The 23,553-nt window shown below is 35.4% G+C and carries 23 protein-coding genes; 19 read left to right on the top strand and 4 right to left on the bottom strand.

Annotation, left to right across the window (positions count from 1 at the left end; translation table 11 throughout):
- The first annotated feature begins 13 nt into the window (after positions 1–13).
- From QDN89_RS04350 to QDN89_RS04335, 4 genes are all read left to right on the top strand, one after another.
- On the top strand, positions 14–187 hold the full coding sequence (locus QDN89_RS04350; protein ID WP_280768865.1) for a hypothetical protein: 174 nt from the start codon (positions 14–16) through the stop codon (positions 185–187).
- Positions 188–301: 114 nt separating this feature from the next.
- The gene (locus QDN89_RS04345) at positions 302–1,213 is read left to right on the top strand and encodes a VanW family protein (protein WP_280768864.1); all 912 of its coding nucleotides are present in this window, start codon (positions 302–304) and stop codon (positions 1,211–1,213) included.
- Between the two features lie 258 nt (positions 1,214–1,471).
- Complete coding sequence (locus QDN89_RS04340) at positions 1,472–1,738, top strand: hypothetical protein (RefSeq protein WP_280768863.1); 267 nt, start codon at positions 1,472–1,474, stop codon at positions 1,736–1,738.
- 622 nt (positions 1,739–2,360) lie between these two features.
- Positions 2,361–3,917 (top strand): malate:quinone oxidoreductase, encoded by a 1,557-nt coding sequence (locus tag QDN89_RS04335; protein ID WP_280768862.1) that lies wholly within the window; start codon positions 2,361–2,363, stop codon positions 3,915–3,917.
- Positions 3,918–4,220: 303 nt separating this feature from the next.
- On the opposite strand, the gene QDN89_RS04330 is transcribed toward QDN89_RS04335, so the two are convergent.
- Both QDN89_RS04330 and QDN89_RS04325 read right to left on the bottom strand, forming a co-directional pair.
- Positions 4,221–4,448, bottom strand: a complete 228-nt coding sequence (locus tag QDN89_RS04330) for a hypothetical protein (protein WP_280768861.1) — start codon at positions 4,446–4,448, stop codon at positions 4,221–4,223.
- A gap of 132 nt (positions 4,449–4,580) precedes the next feature.
- Positions 4,581–5,246, bottom strand: a complete 666-nt coding sequence (locus QDN89_RS04325; protein WP_280768860.1) for a peroxiredoxin — start codon at positions 5,244–5,246, stop codon at positions 4,581–4,583.
- Positions 5,247–5,962: 716 nt separating this feature from the next.
- Between QDN89_RS04325 and QDN89_RS04320 the strand changes: the two genes are divergently transcribed.
- From QDN89_RS04320 to QDN89_RS04300, 5 genes are all read left to right on the top strand, one after another.
- Positions 5,963–6,094: a hypothetical protein gene (locus QDN89_RS04320; protein WP_280768859.1), complete on the top strand. Its 132-nt coding sequence runs from the start codon at positions 5,963–5,965 to the stop codon at positions 6,092–6,094.
- Between the two features lie 136 nt (positions 6,095–6,230).
- Positions 6,231–6,692: a DIP1984 family protein gene (locus QDN89_RS04315; RefSeq protein ID WP_280768858.1), complete on the top strand. Its 462-nt coding sequence runs from the start codon at positions 6,231–6,233 to the stop codon at positions 6,690–6,692.
- Between the two features lie 248 nt (positions 6,693–6,940).
- Positions 6,941–7,165, top strand: coding sequence for a hypothetical protein (locus QDN89_RS04310; RefSeq protein ID WP_280768857.1), 225 nt, complete (start codon positions 6,941–6,943; stop codon positions 7,163–7,165).
- 20 nt (positions 7,166–7,185) lie between these two features.
- Positions 7,186–7,290 carry a DUF4181 domain-containing protein gene (locus tag QDN89_RS04305; RefSeq protein ID WP_280768856.1) on the top strand — a complete coding sequence of 35 codons (105 nt, stop codon included), beginning with the start codon at positions 7,186–7,188 and terminating at the stop codon, positions 7,288–7,290.
- Between the two features lie 117 nt (positions 7,291–7,407).
- Positions 7,408–7,890: a DinB family protein gene (locus tag QDN89_RS04300; RefSeq protein ID WP_280768855.1), complete on the top strand. Its 483-nt coding sequence runs from the start codon at positions 7,408–7,410 to the stop codon at positions 7,888–7,890.
- A 183-nt stretch (positions 7,891–8,073) separates the two neighbouring features.
- Here QDN89_RS04300 and QDN89_RS04295 read toward each other — a convergent pair whose 3' ends face one another.
- Positions 8,074–9,006 carry a DMT family transporter gene (locus QDN89_RS04295; protein WP_280768854.1) on the bottom strand — a complete coding sequence of 311 codons (933 nt, stop codon included), beginning with the start codon at positions 9,004–9,006 and terminating at the stop codon, positions 8,074–8,076.
- Positions 9,007–9,315: 309 nt separating this feature from the next.
- Between QDN89_RS04295 and QDN89_RS04290 the strand changes: the two genes are divergently transcribed.
- The 8 genes from QDN89_RS04290 to QDN89_RS04255 all read left to right on the top strand — a co-directional run bounded on the left by QDN89_RS04290 (position 9,316) and on the right by QDN89_RS04255 (position 17,978).
- Positions 9,316–10,101, top strand: coding sequence for a ZIP family metal transporter (locus QDN89_RS04290; protein ID WP_280769366.1), 786 nt, complete (start codon positions 9,316–9,318; stop codon positions 10,099–10,101).
- A 184-nt stretch (positions 10,102–10,285) separates the two neighbouring features.
- Positions 10,286–11,914, top strand: a complete 1,629-nt coding sequence (locus QDN89_RS04285; protein WP_280768853.1) for a Na/Pi cotransporter family protein — start codon at positions 10,286–10,288, stop codon at positions 11,912–11,914.
- Between the two features lie 1,673 nt (positions 11,915–13,587).
- On the top strand, positions 13,588–14,460 hold the full coding sequence (locus QDN89_RS04280) for a hypothetical protein (RefSeq protein ID WP_280768852.1): 873 nt from the start codon (positions 13,588–13,590) through the stop codon (positions 14,458–14,460).
- Between the two features lie 23 nt (positions 14,461–14,483).
- On the top strand, positions 14,484–14,792 hold the full coding sequence (locus QDN89_RS04275; RefSeq protein ID WP_280768851.1) for a hypothetical protein: 309 nt from the start codon (positions 14,484–14,486) through the stop codon (positions 14,790–14,792).
- Between the two features lie 321 nt (positions 14,793–15,113).
- Positions 15,114–15,434 (top strand): hypothetical protein, encoded by a 321-nt coding sequence (locus QDN89_RS04270; protein WP_280768850.1) that lies wholly within the window; start codon positions 15,114–15,116, stop codon positions 15,432–15,434.
- Positions 15,435–15,622: 188 nt separating this feature from the next.
- Positions 15,623–16,108: a hypothetical protein gene (locus QDN89_RS04265; protein WP_280768849.1), complete on the top strand. Its 486-nt coding sequence runs from the start codon at positions 15,623–15,625 to the stop codon at positions 16,106–16,108.
- A 116-nt stretch (positions 16,109–16,224) separates the two neighbouring features.
- Positions 16,225–16,941 carry a GNAT family N-acetyltransferase gene (locus tag QDN89_RS04260; RefSeq protein ID WP_280768848.1) on the top strand — a complete coding sequence of 239 codons (717 nt, stop codon included), beginning with the start codon at positions 16,225–16,227 and terminating at the stop codon, positions 16,939–16,941.
- Positions 16,942–17,831: 890 nt separating this feature from the next.
- Positions 17,832–17,978 (top strand): hypothetical protein, encoded by a 147-nt coding sequence (locus tag QDN89_RS04255; protein WP_280768847.1) that lies wholly within the window; start codon positions 17,832–17,834, stop codon positions 17,976–17,978.
- A gap of 697 nt (positions 17,979–18,675) precedes the next feature.
- Here the strand turns inward: QDN89_RS04255 and QDN89_RS04250 are convergent.
- On the bottom strand, positions 18,676–21,342 hold the full coding sequence (locus tag QDN89_RS04250; RefSeq protein WP_280768846.1) for an HAD-IC family P-type ATPase: 2,667 nt from the start codon (positions 21,340–21,342) through the stop codon (positions 18,676–18,678).
- Positions 21,343–21,590: 248 nt separating this feature from the next.
- On the opposite strand from QDN89_RS04250, the gene QDN89_RS04245 reads away from it, so the two are divergent.
- Together QDN89_RS04245 and hprK are read left to right on the top strand one after the other, a co-directional pair.
- Positions 21,591–22,301 (top strand): hypothetical protein, encoded by a 711-nt coding sequence (locus QDN89_RS04245; protein WP_280768845.1) that lies wholly within the window; start codon positions 21,591–21,593, stop codon positions 22,299–22,301.
- A gap of 285 nt (positions 22,302–22,586) precedes the next feature.
- Positions 22,587–23,516: an HPr(Ser) kinase/phosphatase gene (gene hprK, locus QDN89_RS04240; RefSeq protein WP_280768844.1), complete on the top strand. Its 930-nt coding sequence runs from the start codon at positions 22,587–22,589 to the stop codon at positions 23,514–23,516.
- The last annotated feature ends 37 nt before the right edge of the window (positions 23,517–23,553 follow it).

Raw genomic sequence — 23,553 nt, 5'->3', positions numbered from 1 at the left:
GGAGGATTATATAATGCAGACAGAGGCGCAAAGGATAAGTGAAGAAATGAAACAATTGAAAATCAATCTAGCGCTTATGGAGAATCACTTACAAGAGATTCAGTTAAATTGTCAGCATGACTATACGGAAGGACCATTATATAAACAGTGCAGTATATGTCTCAAGGTAGAAGCATTCCATTTTTAAACAGGAAAGTGAGTGGAGGTCATTTCGTAACTCATTATTTTCAGGATAGCCCAACGTTTAACACATGAAATAGGAACCTCCTGATCATACTAATGAGGGGAGGTTTGCCTACTTATGACACAAGTTTGCATGATTATTCTAATATTATTGGCGCAAGCCGTTGATCTTCCTGATAGCTTAGAGGTGACGCTACAAGGAGAGACGTTAGCTATCGTGAACCGTGATGACTTTACAAACTCTCTTCTTGATACTTTATTAATTGATAGGGAAAAAACCGATCACTTCATTGAAAAATTAGATCAGCAAATTCATCGCGATCCGGTCAATGCGATGATTAATGACGATGGTGAAACTGTCCAAGGACAGGTGGGATACAAACTTGATCAAGAAGCATTTATGGAAGATTTCTATGCTTATATTTTCGGTAATGGATCTGGGAAGATAGAAGTGTCAGTGTTAGATATATATCCAGAAGTAGATAGTGAGTTACTAGCTCACATCCGTGTCCAACCAATTGGGGAGTATGTTACTTATTATAATTCGAATAATAAAAATCGGTCGCACAATATCTCACTCGCTTCAGAAGCAATGGATAATCACGTTGTTTTTCCTAATGAAACGTTCTCATTTAACAGAGCTGTAGGGGAAAGAACATTAGCAAAGGGATATGTTAGTGCTCCTGTTATAGTTAAAGGTGAATTTTCTGAAGGCGTAGGTGGAGGAATCTGTCAGGTGTCATCGACATTATTTAATGCTGTTGATCATGCTGGTCTGAAAATCGTCCAGCGTTTCTCTCATAGTAGACGCGTTCCTTACGTTCCACCAGGACGTGATGCGACAGTAAGTTGGTACGGACCAGACTTTACCTTTCAAAACAACTATAATCAACCGATATTAATTCGAACAAAAGGATCTAACGGAAGTATGTCGGTGACGCTTTATTCTTCGGATGTGATAAATTATCAACCACGAAAAGTTCCAGAAGCTTCCCCTCGATTACCGAAAGAAATCAACAGCGATTTATGAGATTCTAGTGATGTTAGAAAACGGCACCCTGTGGAAAAAATAGTAAGACTAAATATTCATAAAGGAAATGCCCTACACTTTTGTAGGGCATTTCCTTGCTTCGCTGGGACTTCTTCTAATGATCAAAACAATAGAAGTACGTGAATCTGAAAAAATTGGATATTTATGTTAAAATAAGGTGATAAAAACGTACTTAAACAAACATGGGAATTAACAAGCATTGTCTTTACTGAATCTAATCGATCAGGAGTGGGGAGTATGAAAATAAAGTCAAGTAAACGATGGAAGGCCTTATCAGCTATATGTGTTTTAATTGGAATTTCTGTATGGGTACCTAATATTGTTTTTGAGTATGGATATGGCTATTGGCTTTTAACCTTTATTATTAATCCGTTAGGTATTTTATCTGGATACTTTGGAAGGAGTAGACTACTAATAATATTTAATATGATTATGACTTTTAGTTTCTTTATTTTCATGTTCGTCGGTTACTTAATTAATGCAATGATTGGTGGGCACCCATAGAGTTTTATTAACTAATAGTCAGTTCGTGAAATATATACATATGCGCCTTACAGATGTTTCCTATAGGGGGAAAGAATGATGGACATTATTATTAACCTTTTTTAGGTGTTGGTATCGTAATATTTGTTTTATTTACATTCACAATCTTCACGAGTTATAAAAATAGGAATTAGTCCTTCTTTAATGATTGAAAGCTAGTTTAACTTAAGCTAGAAGAGGAAGGTTTTTAAGATTTAATTGAATTTAATAGAAATAATTGACTTAAAATATTAATAGAAATGGGGGAGCGTTTCTTGAACATATATAAACGTCTCGTAAACTCTTTATATTTAAGCTTCGAGAATGACATAAATTTTCGCTTCTGTTTTAACGATTTACGAGAATACCAGTATTTAAACAGTATATCAAAATAAATATTCAGAATATTTAGTTATTTTATATTTCGGCAGTATGTCGACTTAACTCTAGCGGATGAACTTAACACTATTACCAACTTGTAAATAATTCATAATTATCATATAATAGTAGAAACTTAAATTACTAAATTATTGTAATAGATTATGAGAACGTTATCATTGATATAGAAAAGATATGTGTCCAGGTCGCGCCTCCGTTTGGTGTGATGGTTAAATTTATTTTTAAAATTTCAGATGAAAAGGTTGATAAAATGAGCAGCTTAGAAACTAAAACAGACGTCATTTTAATTGGTGCTGGAATCATGAGTGCGACGTTAGGGACACTCTTAAAAGAATTAGAACCAGATTGGAATGTTACAGTGTTTGAGAAACTCTCAAAACCAGGAGAGGAAAGCTCTAATGAATGGAATAATGCGGGGACGGGCCATGCGGCACTGTGTGAACTAAACTACACAGCAGAAAAGCAAGATGGGTCTGTAGATATAAGTAAAGCGATAAAGATTAATGAACAGTTTCAGGTTTCTATGCAGTTCTGGTCTTATCTTGTGAACAGTAAACTAATACACAATCCACAAGACTTTATTATGCCATTTCCTCATATGAGTATGGTACAAGGGGAAGAAAATGTCACGTTTTTAAAGAAACGTTATGAAGCGATGTCAAACAATCCTCTTTTCCATGGAATGGAATTTTCTGATGATCCAAAAAAACTGATGGATTGGATTCCACTTATTATGAAAGACCGCCCATTGAATGAAGCGATAGCGGCAACAAAGTCTGACGCTGGAACGGATGTTAACTTTGGTGCATTAACACGCATGTTGTTTGACCATTTAAAGACTAACAACGTTGATATAAACTACAAACATAGCGTTGAAAATATTTATCGTGAGAACGATGGATCGTGGAAATTGAAAGTGAAGAATACAGACAACAATAAAGTAGAATCTCATAGTGCAAAATTCGTCTTTATTGGAGGCGGAGGTGGAAGCCTACATTTACTGCAAAAATCAGGTATTCCTGAAGGGAAACATATTGGTGGATTCCCAGTAAGCGGTCAGTTTATGGTGTGTAATAACCCGTTTGTTATTGAGCAGCATCATGCAAAAGTATATGGAAAAGCAAAGGTTGGAGCGCCGCCAATGTCTGTTCCTCATCTTGATACAAGATATATCAATAATAAAAAATCGTTACTATTTGGACCATTTGCCGGATTTTCACCAAAGTTTTTAAAATCTGGCTCATTCTTCGATTTAGTCACTTCCGTAAAGCCGAATAATGTCTTAACGATGTTGGCGTCAGGCGCAAAAGAGATGTCATTGACAAAATACTTGATTCAGCAAGTGATGTTATCGAAAGAACAGCGCATGGAAGAGTTACGTGAGTTTATCCCGAACGCGAAAAGCGAGGATTGGGATTCAGTTGTAGCGGGCCAACGTGTGCAAGTGATTAAAGATACAGAGGCAGGCGGAAAAGGTACGCTTCAATTTGGAACGGAAGTCGTTACTGCCGCTGATGGTTCGATTGCAGCATTACTAGGGGCTTCTCCGGGTGCTTCTACTGCTGTTCACGTTATGCTCGATGTGATGAACAAATGTTTCCCGGAACATGTGGAAGAGTGGGAACCGAAACTGAAAGAAATGATTCCTTCTTATGGCTTATCACTATTGGAAAACCCAGAGCTTTTGAAGGAAATTCAAATTTCAACGGCGAAGACGCTTGCTCTTAGTCCAATAAGCGAAAAAGAGCTAGTCTATGGTTAATTTTTTAGATTAAGCATAAAAAGTCTAAACATCATTACTTATTAAGGGACAAGTGTTTCAAACTAATGTTAAAAGCCAGTCCAAGTTTAGCTGAAATTAGCATACTTGAACTGGCTTTTTATTTACTGGAAAATTTTTTGCACAACTAGTGTCTTGATTCTTTCACTTACGAGAAAGTGGAATCATTATTAGAACAAAATTTTAAATTTTGGATCCTTGAAATTGAATTCACAAACTTCATTAACTAAAAGTGAGATGGATTATAGTTACTTATTTATTTTAGAGAAATTTTGTTAAACAGATCTAGCGGGACAAGAGTTTTCGTCCGCCTTCAGTCACTTCGTAATGCTCGTCATTAGTCATTTTGACGAGACCCATACTTTTCATATCTCTTAAGCTGCTTCTGACTTTAAATAGTGGTACAGATATCAATTGTGATAACTGTTCAGCAGACATTGGCTTATTATCAAGGCTGCTAAGTACAGATTTTGCAGATTGAGTCAATGTACCATCTCCATTTACACAGGCCATTTAAATACCTCCTCAAATCAAAAAATTAATTAATCAATAAACAAATACGTTGCTTATCCCAATGAGGAACGATCATCAATGTTTAAGAAACAACAGTTTACGTTGAATAGTCCATCACATAGTCATTCATACTTAGATATGCTTTTTACAGAAATACCAGTCTTTACATTCAAACTCATCGCTCGCCGCTCTTTCATCAGCTTCTTCCTGAGTTTTTGGAGGGGGCACAATTGCCATTTCCCCAGGCTGCCAGTTTGCAGGTGTCGCAAGACCGTGTTCATCAGTTGTCTGAAGTGCCTTTACAAGTCGGAGAATCTCTGGCATATTGCGCCCTGTAGAGAGTGGGTAATAAATGACTGCGCGCACGATTTGCTTATCATCGATTACAAAAACTGCCCGTGAGGTTTCAGTAGTTGATTCACCAGGCATGATCATGCCATATTTTTTCGCGACATCCTTATTTAAATCTGCGATGATTGGGAAGGTAAGTTCAACGCCCATTTTTTCTTTAACATTTCGAACCCAGGCGATATGGGAATGAACGCTGTCGACGCTTAGTCCAAGTAGTTCAGTGTTTAACTTACGTAGATCATCTGCGATTTCCTGAAAGGCAATGAACTCTGTTGTACATACTGGTGTGAAATCTGCTGGATGTGAAAACAAAATCACCCATGATCCTTTGAAGTCTTCAAGCTGAAGTGTCCCATGTGTTGTTTCTGCTTCAAAAGCTGGTGCAGGATCACCGATGCGGGGTAATGAGATAACTTGTTGCTCCTGTTGATTGTTATTATATTCCATTGATAACAACTCCTTTTTAATAATTATTATTATTTATTTACACTTAATAATATACCCCAATTGGCATATTAGGTAAAGAGTTCTTGACGTGAAATGTTTGTGAAGTTATATTTCACAATGATTTCACAAGGATAGGTGTGGCATTATGAAAAAGGAGGAGACAATATTCTTAAATGATAATTTCAACTATAATTGATAATGGAAGGGGGGTTACTCATCAGACGATGTATTTATATTTGGGTAATAAAGAATTAGACATTCCGGGGCATCAATTTGAATGTATCCATTCTAGAAGATAAACTTAGCTTCAACTTCAGTAAAAAAGTTCATGGAAGATTTTAAACGTAGCGATTTGAATATACGACTTAACAGCTTTACAAGTAGTTTAATATAAGGTGTCTAATGTACTTGCAGATTTATAATCTAACTCATTCATAAATCGTTCATCTATGTTTCGGCAACACAGTCCACAATACTCTGTTTTAGGATTTTAGCTTTAGAAGTGACTTTTCTTCATATAAAAGAACTTAAAAATACACGAAACGTTTTTTAAAATCTAATGACCTATTAAAAGGGAATAAATGTTAAAATATGATAAGTTAGTATATTTAAACAAACGTTAGAGATATCAGGACAATGCTTTCTCATGTTGTAAATTTAATGGCTAGTACGGTTGAAGAAAAGCAAAAGGATATAAAGTTTTAAGGAGAGAGAAAATGTTTTTATTTTGGATTATTGCATTCGCTTTAATGATGTCAACGTTATTTGCAATAGAGCGTAAATTAAGTAAGGTAAATGAACAAAATAGTGAAATGATAGAATTACTTAAAAAACAGCAAGAAAAATAGTCTTAGTTTGTCAATATTTTTCTTATCGGAGAATCATTTTGGCAAAAGTCATCATCGTATTTTTGTATTTGGTAGAGGTTAGTGCGAAGAAGAAATAATACAAGCTAAATTATAATTATCATTTGGAGGAGATTCGATGAAATTAGCTGAGGCATTATTATTGCGTTCTGATTATCAGAAAAGAGTCGAACAGTTAAGAAATCGTTTATTACAAAATGTAAGAGTTCAAGAAGGGGATCATCCTAATGAAGAGCCTAAGGTTATTATGGATGAATTAACGGAACTATTAGAGAAATTAGAACATCTCATTCAAACGATAAATAGGACAAATTTACATACTCATTATGACAAGACACAATCTCTTGCTGACGCTTTAACTAACAGAGATATAATTGGCCAGAAAAGAAAAATTTATAGTGAACTAATTGAACAAGCTACCATGAGACATGATCGTTATTCTATGACTGAAATTAAGTATGTTACGACTATCAATGTAAAAGAAACTCAAAAGTATATAGATGAATTATCACAAAAATATAGGTTACTTGATGTTAAAATTCAGGAGTTAAATTGGAAAACAGATTTAATAGAACAATAATCTAATAGGTAAAGTAAGTTGGTAGCGAATATGAAAAGGCGAATACCACACCTAGCAACAGGTGAAAGTTGCATGATGGTAAGGGTTTCGGGGTGACCTAAAGAGGTTCGAGTCCTCATTTCACAACTTATACCCATTACTGTAACAATAGTACAACTTACTTAAACAGTTAACAACCAGGTATTGATTTTCATTTCGTGAGGGTGGATAGGGGAATGTTATTTTTATTACATATATGGAGGTCAGAAATGAAAAAAATGAATATTAATCATAAAACTGAAATTGGTTTTCATCTTTTTATCTTTTTCTTTATGGTAATTGTATTTGTATCATCAATAGCTAGATTAGATGAAATGGATAGAGGGTTTTTATACCTCACCTTAAGCACATTAATTGGTATTGGCAGCCTTTATCAGATTTATAAAGTCATACGACGTAATAGAAGAAAACAAAATAATACGAAGCTAGTATAATCATCATATTATCGGAATTAATGGAATGGATTTTTAGGAAAGACTCTCAAACTTACCTATTAAGTGCTGTGTCTTGTGCTTTGTTTATAATCGGTTTGTTTGTATATGGGTTATTCTTTCACTAAAATGAGTTTTCTTTTTTCTTAAGCTGTATACTAGTAGGTAGGGGCTTACGCTTGTTAGGATGAATCAATCGAACAGAATATAGAATGAAGACAAGGTGAGGAGAGATCGAACAAGAAATGAGTACATATGAAAACGATCGAACAAACAGGACAACAGACGTTAACGAGCTGCAAAAGATACTTTTTTTAGCAGAAAACCTAAAGAGTTATGATGAAAAAACGTTGACCATTCCTATTGCACCAGGGAAATGGTCAGTTCGTGAAATCGTCGGACATTTATACTACTGGGACAGCTATTTGATGGAATCAATGATTCCTCATATGGCGCAGGATGCTGTCCTGCCTCCGTTCCCGAACCCCGCTGTTTATAACCGCGCAGCAATCGCTTCTTTAGAGGGGCGCCGAGCAACTAGGTTGATAGAGGAATTTATAAATGCCCGTAAATTGTTGATGGAACAACTTGCTACTTTGGATGATCAGATGACGTTCAATATAAGAGGATCAGAGAAATCATTTACAACGAAAGAAATCGTCGACATGTTTACGAAACATGATAATCATCATCAAGAGCAAATCGAAACATTCCTATCGTCCAAATAAGCAATGCAATGATATAAGAAGTTGATCCTCTTTCCAGAGTGGATCAGCTTCTTTTTTTAAGCATAACGAGGAAAAAGTAAGTTTAGTCATTTAGTCTCAAACGTTTAAGCTTGAAGGATTTAATTTCTGAACTGCGCTAATTACGATAGCTCTACCAATGTTAAATAAGAAAACAATCGTATATTATTGCCACGAAATATCTTTGTCTGGGTATAGTTGTTTCACTCTTCTTCTAAACGATGCAACTGTTAAAATAATCGAGATGATCATCAGAACGATACCGAATGATTGCCATAACGTTAGGAGTTCATTTAAGACGTAAACACTGATGATAACGGAAATAATTAGCTCGACGGATGAAAGAATTACTGCCTTGCTTGATTCTACATAGTAAAGACCTAGCGTGAATAAAATATAGGCAAAGATGGTAGATATGATTGATATTCCTAGAAGAGGTACCCAGATAGCCCCGGTAAGCATAGCATCGCGATGTTCCCAAATACCACTCGTTGGAATAGTGAAAAGGCTGCCGAAAACAAGCGCATAGAATGTCATCGTAAATGGATGGTAAATGCCACTAATGAATTTTCCAATTAAGCTGTAAGAAGAATTAAATAGTCCAGCAAGTAGACCTAACAGCAAAGTTCCTATAGTGATCGATATATTGCCTGCTGGAATGAACCCGATCGCAAGGGAGCATCCTAGAATTGTTAAGGTGATAGCGATACTTTTTTGGATGGTAACTTTCTCTTTATATAAAAATCTAGCAATGAACGCAGCGAAAATGGGAGAGGTATAAATAAATACGACGGCGATCGCAACAGTTGCACGTTCCATCACCGCAAAATAAAACCAGTTAAACAGAGCAATACTGACGACTCCTAGTACAAAAAAATAAGGGAGATCTTTTAATTTCACACGTAACGATTCTCTAGAAAATAGGAAAAGAATGAAAAACAGAATGATGCTAGATATAGATAAACGGACGGTGACAACTTGCCAAGGAGTAAAATTGTACCCATAGAGTTGTTGCACAAACATTCCTGTCAATCCCCAACAGGCAGCACCACCAATAACGAGTGCGTAAGCAAGAGCTTGGTTAATGGTTGATTTCATTACCTCACTCCTTTCCTATATCTATCGTCGTATGGTAAAGCTAACGTATATAGGAAGGGATTACAATAGAAATTGATTAAATTGGAGTATACTTTTCTACAATAGTAACCTTGTAAATACCTTTCGGGTATTATATAAATCATAGACTGATACGCGCGAACCGTCCCCACACGGCAAACGTTTGGTATAATATTCTAAACGATAATGCCTTTTATGATGTTATAAACGGATAAACTAATAATTCGGGTTGAGCGCGAGAAGTGAAAGGTGGAAAAATACGTGATTGAGTATATTGCTACATTAGAACCAATGACGCAAGCAATTATTTTTACGTTATTTACATGGGGAATGACGGCACTTGGAGCAGCATTAGTTTTCACAACCAAAACAATCAATTTAAAGTTTTTTGATGGGATGCTAGGCTTCGCTGGAGGAGTTATGATTGCAGCAAGTTTTTGGTCTCTTCTATCCCCAGCTATTGAGATGGGAGAGATGGGACCTTTGCCAAATTGGTTCCCTGCTGCTATAGGTTTTTTACTAGGTGGAGTATTCCTTTGGAGTATTGACAAAGTGATCCCTCATTTACACCCGAATGCTCCATTAAAAGATGCAGAAGGAATGAATCCAGAGAAGAAAAGACGGAGCACGCTACTTGTGCTTGCGATTACATTACACAACATACCAGAGGGACTTGCCATTGGTGTTGCATTTGGTGCAGTTGCTGCAGGATATCCTTCAGCTTCGTTAACGGGAGCGATTGCATTAGCGATAGGGATCGGTATTCAAAATTTACCTGAGGGTACTGCTGTATCGATGCCACTACGAAGAGAAGGGGTATCTCGTCGAAAAAGTTTCTTCTATGGACAATTCTCAGGAATGGTAGAGCCAATTTCTGCTGTCATTGGTGTGTTATTAGTGACATTAATGCAACCATTATTACCTTATGCGTTAAGTTTTGCAGCAGGTGCAATGATTTTTGTGGTTGTAGAAGAGGTTATTCCAAGTTCACACGAAAATGGAAACAAAGACTTAGCATCGATGAGTTTAATGATCGGATTTGTAGTCATGATGATCTTGGATGTGGCTCTAGGATAAAACGGAGAAAAACCAACAAGAAGCTAACCACTTATCGAAATCGACAAGTGGTTAGCTTTTTAATTCATAAGTAACAAATAAAATTTACAAAACCTTTACAAAAAATTAACAGAAATCATCTATTTTCAATGATATTTACATTTTATACTATGAAAGTGCAGTTGAGTGTTATAGGGAAGGGTTGATGGAAGTGGACTTACAGGAATTACTGTTTATGTTTTTTGGTGGATTAGGAATCTTTCTATTCGGAATTAAATATTTAGGAGATGGCCTTCAAAAAGTAGCAGGGGATGGCCTTAGGGATCTTCTTGACCGTTTCACAACAAACCCAATTATGGGTGTTATTTCTGGTATATTTGTAACCATCTTACTACAAACAAGTACTGGTACAACGGTTCTAACTATTGGACTTGTGAATGCTGGATTTATGACATTAAAGCAAGCAATCGGAGTTATTATCGGAGCGAATATAGGGACGACAGTAACTGCGTTTATTATCGGAATTAAGATTTCTGCCTATGCGTTACCGATTGTTGCTGTAGGAACATTTTTAATTTTCTTCTTTAAAAATACAAAGGTCAACAATTACGGACAAGTTATTTTTGGTTTTGGAGCTCTATTTTTAGGTCTTAATTTTATGGGCGATGGTCTAAGTCCACTACGGGATGTTCAAGCTTTTGCTGATTTAACAGTAAGCATGAGTGACAACCCATTATTGGGTGTTCTTATTGGAACTCTCTTCACCGTAGCTGTTCAAAGTTCGTCAGCAGCTATCGGTCTACTTCAAACACTGTTTGGGCAAGGATTAATGGATTTGGATGCAGCATTACCTGTTCTATTTGGTGACAATATTGGAACGACAATCACTGCTGTTATCGCAGCTGTAGGAGCATCTATTGCTGCAAAACGTGCAGCGTTAACTCACGTCATATTTAACCTAATAGGAACAATGATTGTATTATTATTACTAAGACCTTTTACTATCTTAGTGGAGTTCATTCGAGATTCTTTGAATTTAAATCCGGAAATGACGATTGCATTTGCTCACGGAATTTTCAACGTATCGAATGCGCTTATTCAATTACCATTTATTGCTGTTCTAGCCTGGTTAGCCGTAAAAATAATTCCAGGACAAGATTCTGCCATTGCCTATAAAGCCATGCATTTAGACGAACAATTTATTCGACAATCACCAGCATTAGCTATTGGACAAGGGAAAAAAGAAGTTCTACGTATGGCAGAATTATCAGAAAAAGGACTCGAAGAAGTTTACCAATATTATAAAACTCATGGAAAAAAACACAGAGAAATGATCCCACAATATGAAGACGGAATTAATAATTTAGATAAAAAAATTACTAATTATCTCGTTCAAGTATCGTCTCATTCTATGTCTGATCAAGACTCAAAATCACACCATACGTTAATGAACACGATTAGAGACTTAGAACGCATTGGTGATCATATGGAAAATATCATGGAACTGATTGAAAACCAAATTACGAATAAAGTGACGTTTTCTGAATTAGCGAACACGGACTTAGATGACATGTTCGAGTTAACAGTCTCGACGCTTAGACAAGCAATCAGAGCGTTAGACACAGAAGATTTAGAAGAAGCAAAGTCTGTCCTAGAAAAGGAAGAAAAAATTGACAAAATGGAGCGTGACCTGCGCAAAAAGCATATTTTGCGATTAAATGAAAATAAATGTACAGGTTCTGCAGGGATTATTTACGTCGATATTATTAGCAACTTAGAACGTGTAGGAGACCATGCAGTAAATATTGCTGAAGCAGTAATAGGAGAAAATTGATAAAGAAAACGACCAGATGATCTGGTCGTTTTTTGTTAGATTGCTAGGCTAATTCTCGTATTTTATAAATTTACTATAAGTAAACGCACACTTCGAATTTTTGAAGTGTATGGAAATTATTCAGATGAACATTTTTAATTTGGTGGATGATAACTTAGGCATTCGCGAAACTGTTAACAAGAACCATATAGAAAGTCTTTATGATTTAAAGATAAATCTAATTTAATTTATAGAGCTTCTTACTTTTTAATTAGTTTAGGGTATACCTCAAATGAACAAACAAGAAGGCAGTAATACCAGGCTGTTGAATTGTTCATTTAGGGTTGTTCAATAGATAGAATAAAGTAAAATAAAAACTTAGGAGATTTTCAGCAAAAGAATTGTTGAAGAGTAGTTCCTAGGTTTTTGATAATGAATTGGAAAATTTATGTTAATATGATAATAGAAAATATAAGATTTTGTGAAGTATTTCACTTAAACTAAAGGGGAGGTTTGTAAAAGAGTAAACTCGTTTTCATGGTAAAATCCAATAAAAGGAAGATGAGTGAAGTGAACATAGTTATAGGGGCTTTACTAATATTGTGGGGAGTAAAGGTTCTTTTCGCTTCTTTATATAGAATGAAAAAGGAAGACTCCTAGCAAAAGAAACTTCCATAAAGACAAAATGTCAACTCCTTTTTAATCGCTTCCCCTAATTTTCTATCGGATACCTTGAATCTCACTACAAAACAGCACCTCATAAGAAGTGCTTTATCGAATTATTTATCCCTTTAAGTCGGTCACAGAAAGAATATGCCACAAAGCTTGTAGTTATCAGACACAATGCTATTAGTTAGAGGTAATGGATCGGTGGCAACAGGGGATGTCTGGAATATCTTTATCAGACGTAAAAATAATAATAAGAAGAAGGTATATTTTTTTAGGTGCTCATTCCACTATTTATTTTCATTCTTCTCTACCTCCCTCCTCAATTCACCAAGTTTATTGACATGTTTCCGGAATTATTGGTACTTGAGTTTATCACATGATGGGCTGACAATGGGTACGATCCATCAATAGTTGGTAATTATTTTGTTCTGGTATGTGGAGGGCTGATGGACTAGCCTTTAAGTCCGTAAACCATCACTGAAAATATTGTGTTAGCGCTAATTTGCTCTTTTTTTAATTCCATGTGATATTCTATAAATCAGTTGGTGAGATACTCTTCATAGTTATTTTGTGTTGTCAGGATCTTTTTTTGAGGGCTTTTTTTATTGGTAATGACTATCATTGTCTACAAAAAGAAGGCGCTCGAATAATAAAGTAAAGATAATCCCATTTATTCGAATTGCAGACCATGTTTTTTAAGAATTGTTTTTCAAGTTTCGTTATTTTCTTAGTACTATTTATAAAGGTTTTTTCAGAGGGCTTTAGCGTTCCTCCCTACTACTTATATGGATTGTGCTTAACATTATGAAGGTTTAACTCACTTAAGGAGTTATCCATCAAAAACCATCCAATGTACCTGACCATAGTGACAGAGAGTCTTATATGAAGGACTTTTGAATTAAGTTTATTTCCTTATTATAGGAAAATAATCGCAATATGGATAAATATGTTTTAAATTATCATCTAAAGGAAATAGAAGGTTGGAATATAGTTTCATATATTACCAATTTTAAGGAGGGATGTGTGTGAAAAAGCAGGTGTTTAATGTATTGGTATTTCTATTGAGCTTTAGTATTATTTTTTCCACAAGTTTTGCGTATGCTGGAGCGTCTACTGAAGGTGAAATTGAGGAGTACCTTTTTGAATTAGGGTTGCCTACAGAATTAGTGAACGGCTCAAGTATTACAATGAGCAAAAACAATTCTTCAGGTAGAACGTTAGTGTTTGATACTATTGATAATGGAAGCTACAATATTGATTACAGCGTAAGTAATGATTTGATTTTCATTAGTAAACAGGACAGTGATGAATTTCCGATGCTGATTCGTTATGTAGATCCCAATAAGCCTAAAGAGGGGGAAGTCCCAGGTCCGGTGCCACTCCCTTGTGATGATCCTACTGGTAATTTCTGTGAAGGTGCCCTTCTTATTGAATCGGACCCTTTAGAAGACTATGAGGAGTTATACTTATCCAGTGGTGAGCCGTTATCCAATGTCGTTCAAACCGTGGGTTCCAATTCTACTGGATTTATTGGGGCATTTTATGAGTACAGTGGAGATGATTGGCTCATCTGGGATGGTTTTGCGACTACTACTGAGCTGGAATTAAGATATACAGATAACACTGATGTAGAGCTGGTGGAATTTCGTAATGTAGTAGACCGAATATCCGATGATGTAAGTACGCTGACAACCATTACCTCTCAGGAGATTATTTCCTTGGCTGCAGGAATTATTTTAGGAACTGCGGGTTATTTAACCCCTGCTGTTTTAATTGCCGCAGGCATTTACTCTTACAATGTTATTGATACCCTAATAGATATCGGGGACCGGAGACTGGACGCCAATTACTGGTTTCTTGAAGCCAGGTCAAAGGCCTTTAATGATCCACTCCAATAATTAAAAGCAGGGGGGATTAAACGATGTCTGGAATAAGCTACAGTATTATAATGGTTGCCGTTGTCTTCATAACCTATCTCTTTGTCAGACGTAAAAGTGAGAAGAAAAAGCAGGAGAATTTTTTAAAAATGCTCATTCCATTCTCTATTATCATTCTACTTTATCTCCCTACCCAATATAGCGGGTCAGAAGAGCCAACTTATTTGCTTTTCGTTAGTTTACTCTCTCTCCTTTCAATGGGGTTTGTCCATTTTGAGAGAAAAAGACTCTTTATGGGTACTGTTTTACTGGCACTCACAGGTCTGATTGCGTATTATATTTCCCTTATATAAATCCTTCCTTTTAGATTTGGGTAAGGGAATTAAGAAGAAAAACAAAGGATGTATTTGTTCGTTAGTCATAAGCAGAAACAACTCTTTAATACGGCATTTTAAACGAAAAAAGCGCTTGGAGCACTCAAGCGCTTTTTGGTGTGCCCCTTTCATCATTTACAATTATACAAAATGGAAAAAGAATGAAAAGAAAGAATAACCTATTGTGAAGTAATGTACTTAAACAAACGGGTGCAATAGTTTAAGAAGCCTTTGGTACTGATGCGGCGCTAAAGGGGAGATTAGTTCAATTGTCTATAATAAAAAGGGGGTTTTTATTAAATGAAAAAGAAAACATTGATTTTATTAATAATTGGGTTAATTTCTTTAGTTATAGGAGTCGGCTTCGGTACAGTAAAGTCATCAGATGTTAATGACTTTCCAGTTCCATTAAATGCAAAAGTAGAAGAAATTCATTCTGACCAGAGTATTTCTTATAGTTTTATAGGCATAAACAGGCTATACCTTCAGCAAATTAAACTTAAAGGTTGGAAAGAAGTTGACCAAATGGGGGGTCTAAAAACATTTGAGAAAAACGGTAATAAAGTGGATATTATAACTTTCCAGAGTGGCTTTCAAATAATTGGCGACTCCGAAGACTAAGCCTATTGTGAATACTTGTACTTAAAGAAACGGGAGTGCATTTCTTTAATAAGGAATGCTTTTTTCTTATCCAATTAAAAGGAAATAAATGTTAAGATTAATTTTGAGGACGGTTGTTCTTCAAGTATTGGGGGAGAAGAGTTCAATAAGAGAACTTCTTATATGTTCAAATAAAGAGGAGGAATTCCATGTATTATGCATTATTTATTTTGGGTTTAGTAGTTTTAATATTTATTGTATTTGCTCTTGGAGAAGATGGAATGAGAAAGATTATTGTCGCTGTATATACTTCAATACTTGCAGTTCTAATTCTAAATATAGTTGTGCCTGTTCCATCTGTGGATGGAGGTTGGGTAATAGGAATTTTAGCATATTCGACTCATGTTGTACCTGTTATTTTCTTTTACGGAATTATTTTATCTGTAATTTCGGATATGATTAGTTTCAAAGTGAAAAAATACTCGAATGTTTTTTCTCTCGTGGTTCATATTTTATTCGGAATTGCATTTATCCTGCCGTATGGAGTTATTATTCAATCAACGCCTTTCACACAACTTACATTCATTGAAATATTTTTCAATTATTCTACATTACTTTTTTCAATCTTTGCTGTTATATTCTTTTCTATAGATTATATCTTAAAGCAAAGATTAATTAGGAGTGTAATTTCATAATTATGTTATTTTTTTTCTTCAACTAACGGAGTAGCAATACTTTAAGAAGTTTTTGGTGCTATTGCAGTGCTAAAGGGGAGAATAGTGTAAGAACTAGTATATGACGGAGGATTTTTATGGATGAAATATTTAAAAAGCTAAAAAGTGTAGGCGTACATAACATAAAAAATGACAACGAAATTATATTAGAAATTTTAGAGGATAAAGTTACTAATACGAATGATGTTGATACAATAATAAAGGAGCTTATCACTAATTCAAATAATAGAAAAGAGAAAAAAATAATGTTTGAATGTCCGAAAACTCTTCTAGATAAATTAAGTTTTACAAAAGAGAAGATGAAAATTGTTGGCGAAAGAGTTATCTTTACAAAGGAGTTCACAAAACTTAATACAAACTCAGTCCCAAACTATGAAATATGGTCGATTTATAATACTTACTCAATATCTTTTTTATCTGAGGTAATGGGGAGGAGTTTTAACGAGACACAGAGTTTCTTAACGAGTATGAAAACAGAATTACCCTCACAAATAAATGATATGTTTACAGTATTAGTTACAAATGAACCTGTTGGAGTAGTTTTTCCTCATATAGAACCCGATATGGATAAAGAAGGGCGTATATTTTGGATAGGTATGCACCCAAAATATTTGCGAAAAGGGTTAGGGCAACAGCTTCATTTAGTAGGGCTATATAGACTAAAAAACGAATTTAATGCAAAATCTTATCTTGGAGCAACTAAAGTTGATAACACTCCAATGAGAAAAATTATGATAGCAAATGGGTGCATTCAAAACAAAAATTCGGTTATCTCATTGGAATATTGTATATAGTATGTTGTTCCTTTCACTTAAACTATAGTAAGCGTTTTATTAATTAGGATTGCTCTTTACCTACCTAATTAATAGGAAATAAATGTTAAGATTAAATTAGAGTTGTTCTCATTATCAAGTTTAGGGGGAATGAGAGATTAATAAAAATATCCACTTTTTTTAAAAAGTAAACTGGGGGAGTTATGTATAAACACGTAATTTTTATTTTATTTGTTAGTGCCATTTTTGGTTGGATTAGTTTTGATACTCATGTAATGAAGAGTGAACCTACTTTAATTGGTGCAATTTCCTCAATACTGTTTGTTATTATTATGTTCTTTTACAGTGCATATATGGGAAAGCAAAATTACGTTAATTTTGCCTTATTCATCACGAAATATTGGGGTATAGGCTTACTTATATATATAGTAGGTTACTATATGCTTTTGGGTCCTCTTTTCTACCCTGCAAATTTTCTCTTGACTATACCAATATATGGAGCAATTAGATATTTCTTTGAGCTGTCTCCATCCGTAAGTATAGGTATTTTTAGTATATTGTTCCTTTACTTCACATGCATAGTTGGATATTTTTTGGGACGTTTAATAAAAAGATATTAAACTAAAGGGAGCGTTAGTCGATGAAGAAAAGATCAAAAAAGCTGATTTCTGCTTTTTTGATTCATTCATTTTCTGAGGTAATGGGATACTCATTTTTATTAATATGTGACTATGAGCCATTACTAAAGAGGAACGTGAGCAGTTAGAAGGTAATGATGAATATAATTCAGGGATGATGGGAAGCGTGGATTCAGACTGCAAGTTATTTACCATAAGTCCGCAGGTGAATTTGACGAATCGGCATATTATAATGATAGACTAGCGTTAATTCAAAATTTCGGGGGGATAGGAATGAAAATATTCATAACACTGCTTTTAGTTGCTTCAATTATTTCGCTCGCCATTGGAGTAAAAAAGAAACATCGTAACATGACAATATTTTCTGGGGCAGCAAGTGTTGGCTTTCTTGTATTGTATATGGTTTTATTTCAGCTTTAACATAGACCGTGCTGGACAATAATATTGACCTAAACCTGGAAAACGTGTGAAGACATCATTGCAGTTTGTGTAATGGTGTTTTTTTAATTTAGAAAAGATCCTGAAAATTGATAAGGGGCTTAAAGTAATGAGGAAAATGAACTGGTATAGACGGAATCAAATTTCTTCAACTAAAGGGTGAGCGTTAGTGCAAGAAGCTAGTTGCCTTTTAGTACATAATTCCTATCGATTATATCTGCAACAAACAGGTGCGATTGTAGAAGGATGAACTTGTTAAAATAAGTCTATAGTAAAAATTTATAAGGGATAATGCTCATGTTTTGCTCATGTTCATATGTGTATTCAGCAAATCCTATTCGTTTCACTTGAGTGAAAATGCTGATATAACAATGTTTTTGAAACGTATTTCACTGTATTGAACGGGTTAATAGATGGGCGGCATGATGTAATTTTTCCGTAACACTCTTGATATTTAAGATGATTTACAGTAATAATGCTTATGGTTTTATTTTTCTAATGTTTTTGTCTGTTTGTGGAAAAATAGATCTTGAAGGGATACACGACAAAACGCTTCCGACTATCGTTTTTGATAATCGGAAGCGTTTTTTTGCTTTTCAGAGGCCATCTCATCTGATTTACTTCTTTCTTTTGCTTTCTTAAAGGGTCTATCTCTATTTAATTGAAGAGGTAATAGCTATTAAATCTGATTCTTGCTCTTAAGAATGGCCCGTGTAACTGTTTTTTCGATTTCAATAATGCTAAAAATAAGCATTCCTAAAAACGCGGGAATAATCCAGTACTCTATACCAAGTGGTACTGTGCCAAACACAGTATTCATAAATGGCACATAAAGAATTAAAACTTGAAGGAGAAGTAGCACTATAGAAACAAGGAATGCGATTTTATTTTTGAAGAAATTTTGATTAAACGCAAAGCCTGTTTCATTTCGAACATTATACAAATGAAACAACTGCAAAATTACAATTGTGTGAAGCACTACAGAATTAAGAAATGCCTGATCGGTATTTTCGTTGAGCAGTATACCATAAAATCCAAACGAAGTTCCTCCTATTAAAAGAGAAACAAAAATGATTCGGAATACATAGTACGGTGTTAGTAGTGGCGTCTTCATTGGCCGGGGAGGTCTTTCCATTGCTCCTTGTTCCAGCGGCTCAAATGCTAATGCAAGAGAGATAGTGATAGCAATAACCATGTTAATCCAAAGGATCTGAATAGGGGTTACTGGCATCACTGCAGCGCCAATCAAAATAGCGATGATTATAAGAAGAGCTTGGGCACCATTTGTAGGGAGAATAAATAATATTGTCTTTTTCAGGTTTCCGTAAACCCTGCGCCCCTCCTCAACAGCACCAACAATCGTTTCGAAGTTATCGTCAACCAAAATCATCTGTGCTGACTCCTTCGCTACTTCTGTTCCTTTTATCCCCATAGCTACGCCAATATCTGCTCTTTTTAAAGCAGGGGCATCATTTACTCCGTCTCCTGTCATTGCACAGACATTTCCATTTTTCTGGAGTGCCTTAACGAGACGCAATTTATTGTCAGGGCTCGTTCTGGCAAAAACGTCGTTGGATAACACGGCTTCATCGAGTTCTTCGTCTGTCATTTTATCAACTTCTCTGCCCTCGATTCCATTCTGACCATCACCGATTCCAATCTGGCTGCTGATTGCCAACGCAGTATCTAAATGGTCTCCTGTAATCATTTTGACCCCTATTCCAGCACGATGACACTCAGATACCGCTACAACCGCTTCTTCACGAGGAGGATCAATGATGCCTGTTAAGCCAACGATTTCAAGTCCTTCCTTCAAATCTTCATGATCTATTTTGTTTTTCGTTTTTTCTACATCAATGATACCAGCTGCTAAAACTCTTTCTCCTTTGGAAGTTCTGCTTTTCATTAATTCTTCCCACGCAGATCGATCAAAATTGTCTGACGCCTCAGCCATATCGAACAATCGATCGGGTGCCCCTTTTACAATAATTTTTGTTTTACCTTCCATATTCACAAGAACAGCCATATACTTATAATCGGAGTCAAAAGGAATTTTAAATAAGACGTCGTGTCGAGGTATTTCAACAGATGCTTTTTCAGACACTGTTAACAGACAGCCTTCCGTTGGTTCTCCACTCATAGTCCAATTCCCATCATCTTCCTGTTGCAGTGCTGCATCGTTACACGTCTTTACCGCTGTGAGTAGGAGAAAAATTTGACGATCGTTTTCTGCATCCACTTCCTCGCCTTCATGTTGAATGACTCCTTCAGGCTCATATCCTGTACCTGTTACTTCGTAGGTTTTGTCGGTAGTCAATAGCGTTGTAACCGTCATCTCATTTTTTGTCAGAGTACCAGTTTTGTCAGAGCATATCACTGAAACTGCTCCAAGAGTCTCAACGGATGGGAGATTACGAACAATGGCCTTCCGACGGACCATATTCTGAACGCCTAAAGCTAAAATAATAGAAATGATAGCCGGTAAACCTTCTGGAATAGCAGCTACTGCTAGACCAATAATTGAAAGCAATAATTCTGCCGGAGCATAGTCTCGGAAGAAAAAACCGAAAGCATAAATAAAGAAAGAGGCTGCTACGATTAATAAAGCAATTGTTTTTCCAAAACGATCGGTTTGTTTCATTAGTGGCGTTTTTAACTCGTCTACTTCATTGATTGATTCATTTATCTTTCCAATCTCCGTGTTTTCTCCAGTAGCAACAACGACTCCTTTTCCACTTCCAGATGTGATAGACGTTCCAGAAAAAAGCATATTAGTCTGATCACCTAATACAGTATCATCCGAAAGTGCTTCAACTTGTTTTCGAGCAGAAACAGATTCTCCAGTAAGTGCAGCTTCTTCCACTCCTAGATTTGCAACTGAAAGCAACCGAATATCAGCAGGAACTTTATCTCCTGAATTCAAAAGTACAATATCCCCCGGTACTAAGTCTGTTGCTTGCAACTCTTGACGTTTCCCACCTCTTATGACAACTGCTTCGAGTGAGAGCATGTTCTTTATTCCTTCCAATGCTTTCTCTGCCTTGTTCTCCTGCAAAAATCCGATTGTTGCATTAATCACCGCAACGAGCAGAATAACTACTGTGTCAATGTAATAGCCAAGGAGGAACTTTATCACTCCAGCTGCTAATAAAATGTAGATTAGTATATCGTTAAAGTGTTTAAAAAATTTAATAAATGTACTTTCAATTTCTTTTTCAGGCAATTCATTTTTCCCGTATTCTTTGAGACGATCCGTTATTTCCGAAACAGGTAACCCTTGATCGTGATCCGAATTTAACTCCTTTAAGACTTCTTTAGTTGATAAAGCGAACCATTTTTTGTTCATAATCCCTCCTCTAAGTTATGATGTGACATTAAATCTATTAAACAATTATTTAATGTATACCCTTATATTTATAAAACTATATACATTATTTCTAAAAAAAATAAACTTATTTTTAGTGTAATTACTTACATGGCAACATTTAGTATTTAGAGGTAATTTATTAATCGATTAAAATAAACAAAAAATGTATAATAATAAATAAGTGCACATTATTATCTATTAAAGTTCACAATTAGGAGGTTAGTATGATGTCTATCATTCCATTTCTTGTTGGTATCGTGTTTATTGCTATTCATTTTCTCGCTAACGTTCTTATTCCTTCCGGAAAAATGAATCGCATAAAATGGTTTTCTTTTTCCGGAGGCTTGGCAGTATCCTATGTTTTTGTTTATTTACTTCCTACTCTTCATAAAGAACAAACAAACATAGACGAGCCATATCGACATTTAACGATGGAATCCGAAATTTACTTTGTGGGCCTTCTTGGCGTTGTCGTGTTTTTTGGAATTCAGATCATCATTAGGCAAAATTATATCTCTCACGTTTCTTCATTTTGGTCAGTAATCATGTTTTATGCTCTTTATAATGCACTTGTTTCTTACGTAGTATTATCTTTTGAAGTATCTGGAATTCAGGCGATATTCTACTGTTTTGCGATTGGACTTCACTTTATCGCGGTAGCTCATGACATGTGGAGAGAGTTTCCCCAAGAATATAATAAATACGGAAGATATATTCTAGCCGTGGGGATTGTTCTAGGATGGTTATTTGCTTTGACTACAGATTTAACACCACTTTTCAAATCAATCATTTTTGCATTTGTTTCTGGTGCTATGCTTTTCACTGTTTTCAAGCATGAACTTCCAAGTGAAAAAGAAGCTCATTTTCCGACGTTTGCTGCGGCGGTAGTGATTTATTCTTTCATTACAATGTCGTTGAAATTCTTTTTTGAATGGTAAATGATGTTTTAGTCCTGCTGGAATTCAGAAAGATGACTCGCCCACGGTGATTATTTTAGTGAAATGATAAAGGACATTTTTTTAAACAAGAAAGGTAGTATATATTGTAGGCTCTTCTAGGTGAATGTATAGCATTGAAAAAAGAATCACATATTGTTTCGACGATTAGAGTTATTGGTAATTCGACAAAATGATATAATGAAATTTGCTGCTAGATATATAAAAGTATTTATGAAGAATTATTTAGGCTTCTGAGAGAAGAAGGCCTTGAGGATGGTGACGAATATGAAGAAAATAACAGTTGAAAACTTAGTTGAGAAATTTGGATTGAAAGTATTGGCTGGGGAAAAGCATTTAAAGAATGCCATTACGCAATCAAATGTACATCGACCAGGACTTGAATTTGTTGGCTATTTTGATTTTTTTCCGACAGAAAGAGTTCAAATTTTAGGAACAAAAGAAGTTACTTATTTACACAAGTTAAGTAAAGAGGAACGTAAAACTCGAATAGGGAATATTGTCCATTATCATCCTCCGTGTTTTATCGTAACAGCTGAAGAAGAAGGACTTACATATTTAACTCATCATTGTATAGAAGAAGAAATACCGTTATTAATTACATATAAAAAAGGATCAACATCAGAATTCATTGCCAAACTTAGTTTATATTTATCAAAGGAGTTAGCTCCACAAATATCGATTCATGGTGTTTGCATGAATGTTTCTGGCATTGGTATCTTACTTCGAGGAAATTCAGGGGTAGGAAAAAGTGAAACGGCCCATACGTTAATTGGTCGCGGACACCGTCTAGTCGCTGATGATATTGTCGTCCTCAAGAAGATCGGTCTAAACTCTCTTTTAGGGACGCATGATGAAAAAACGAAGGAATTTTTGGCTCTTCGTAGTATCGGTTTGTTGAATGTGGTTCGCTTATATGGAAGTAAGGCTTTCCAAGATGAAACGAGAATTGCTCTTGATATTCATTTGACGAAATGGGAAAAAGATGACTTAAATAATGAGTTAGATCATGACGTTGAATACAAAGAATATATGGGAGTTAAGATCCCCTCAATTGAAATCCAAGTTCAGCCTGGACGTGATGTGGCAGGACTAATTGAAGCAGCTGTACATAACTGGATTTTAAGGAAGCAAGGATACAGCGCCGCAGAAGAATTCATGAGCAGGATTGAAAATGATAATGAGGACTGCAATTAATTTGGGGTGTGAAAGTGTCAAAAATTGATCTGCCCTC

Origin of the sequence: Salipaludibacillus daqingensis (assembly GCF_029891575.1) — a bacterium.
In the GTDB taxonomy this organism is placed as follows: domain Bacteria; phylum Bacillota; class Bacilli; order Bacillales; family Salisediminibacteriaceae; genus Salipaludibacillus; species Salipaludibacillus daqingensis.
Note: the sequence above shows the minus strand (reverse complement) of the source record. Positions and strands in the feature narration are given on the sequence as shown.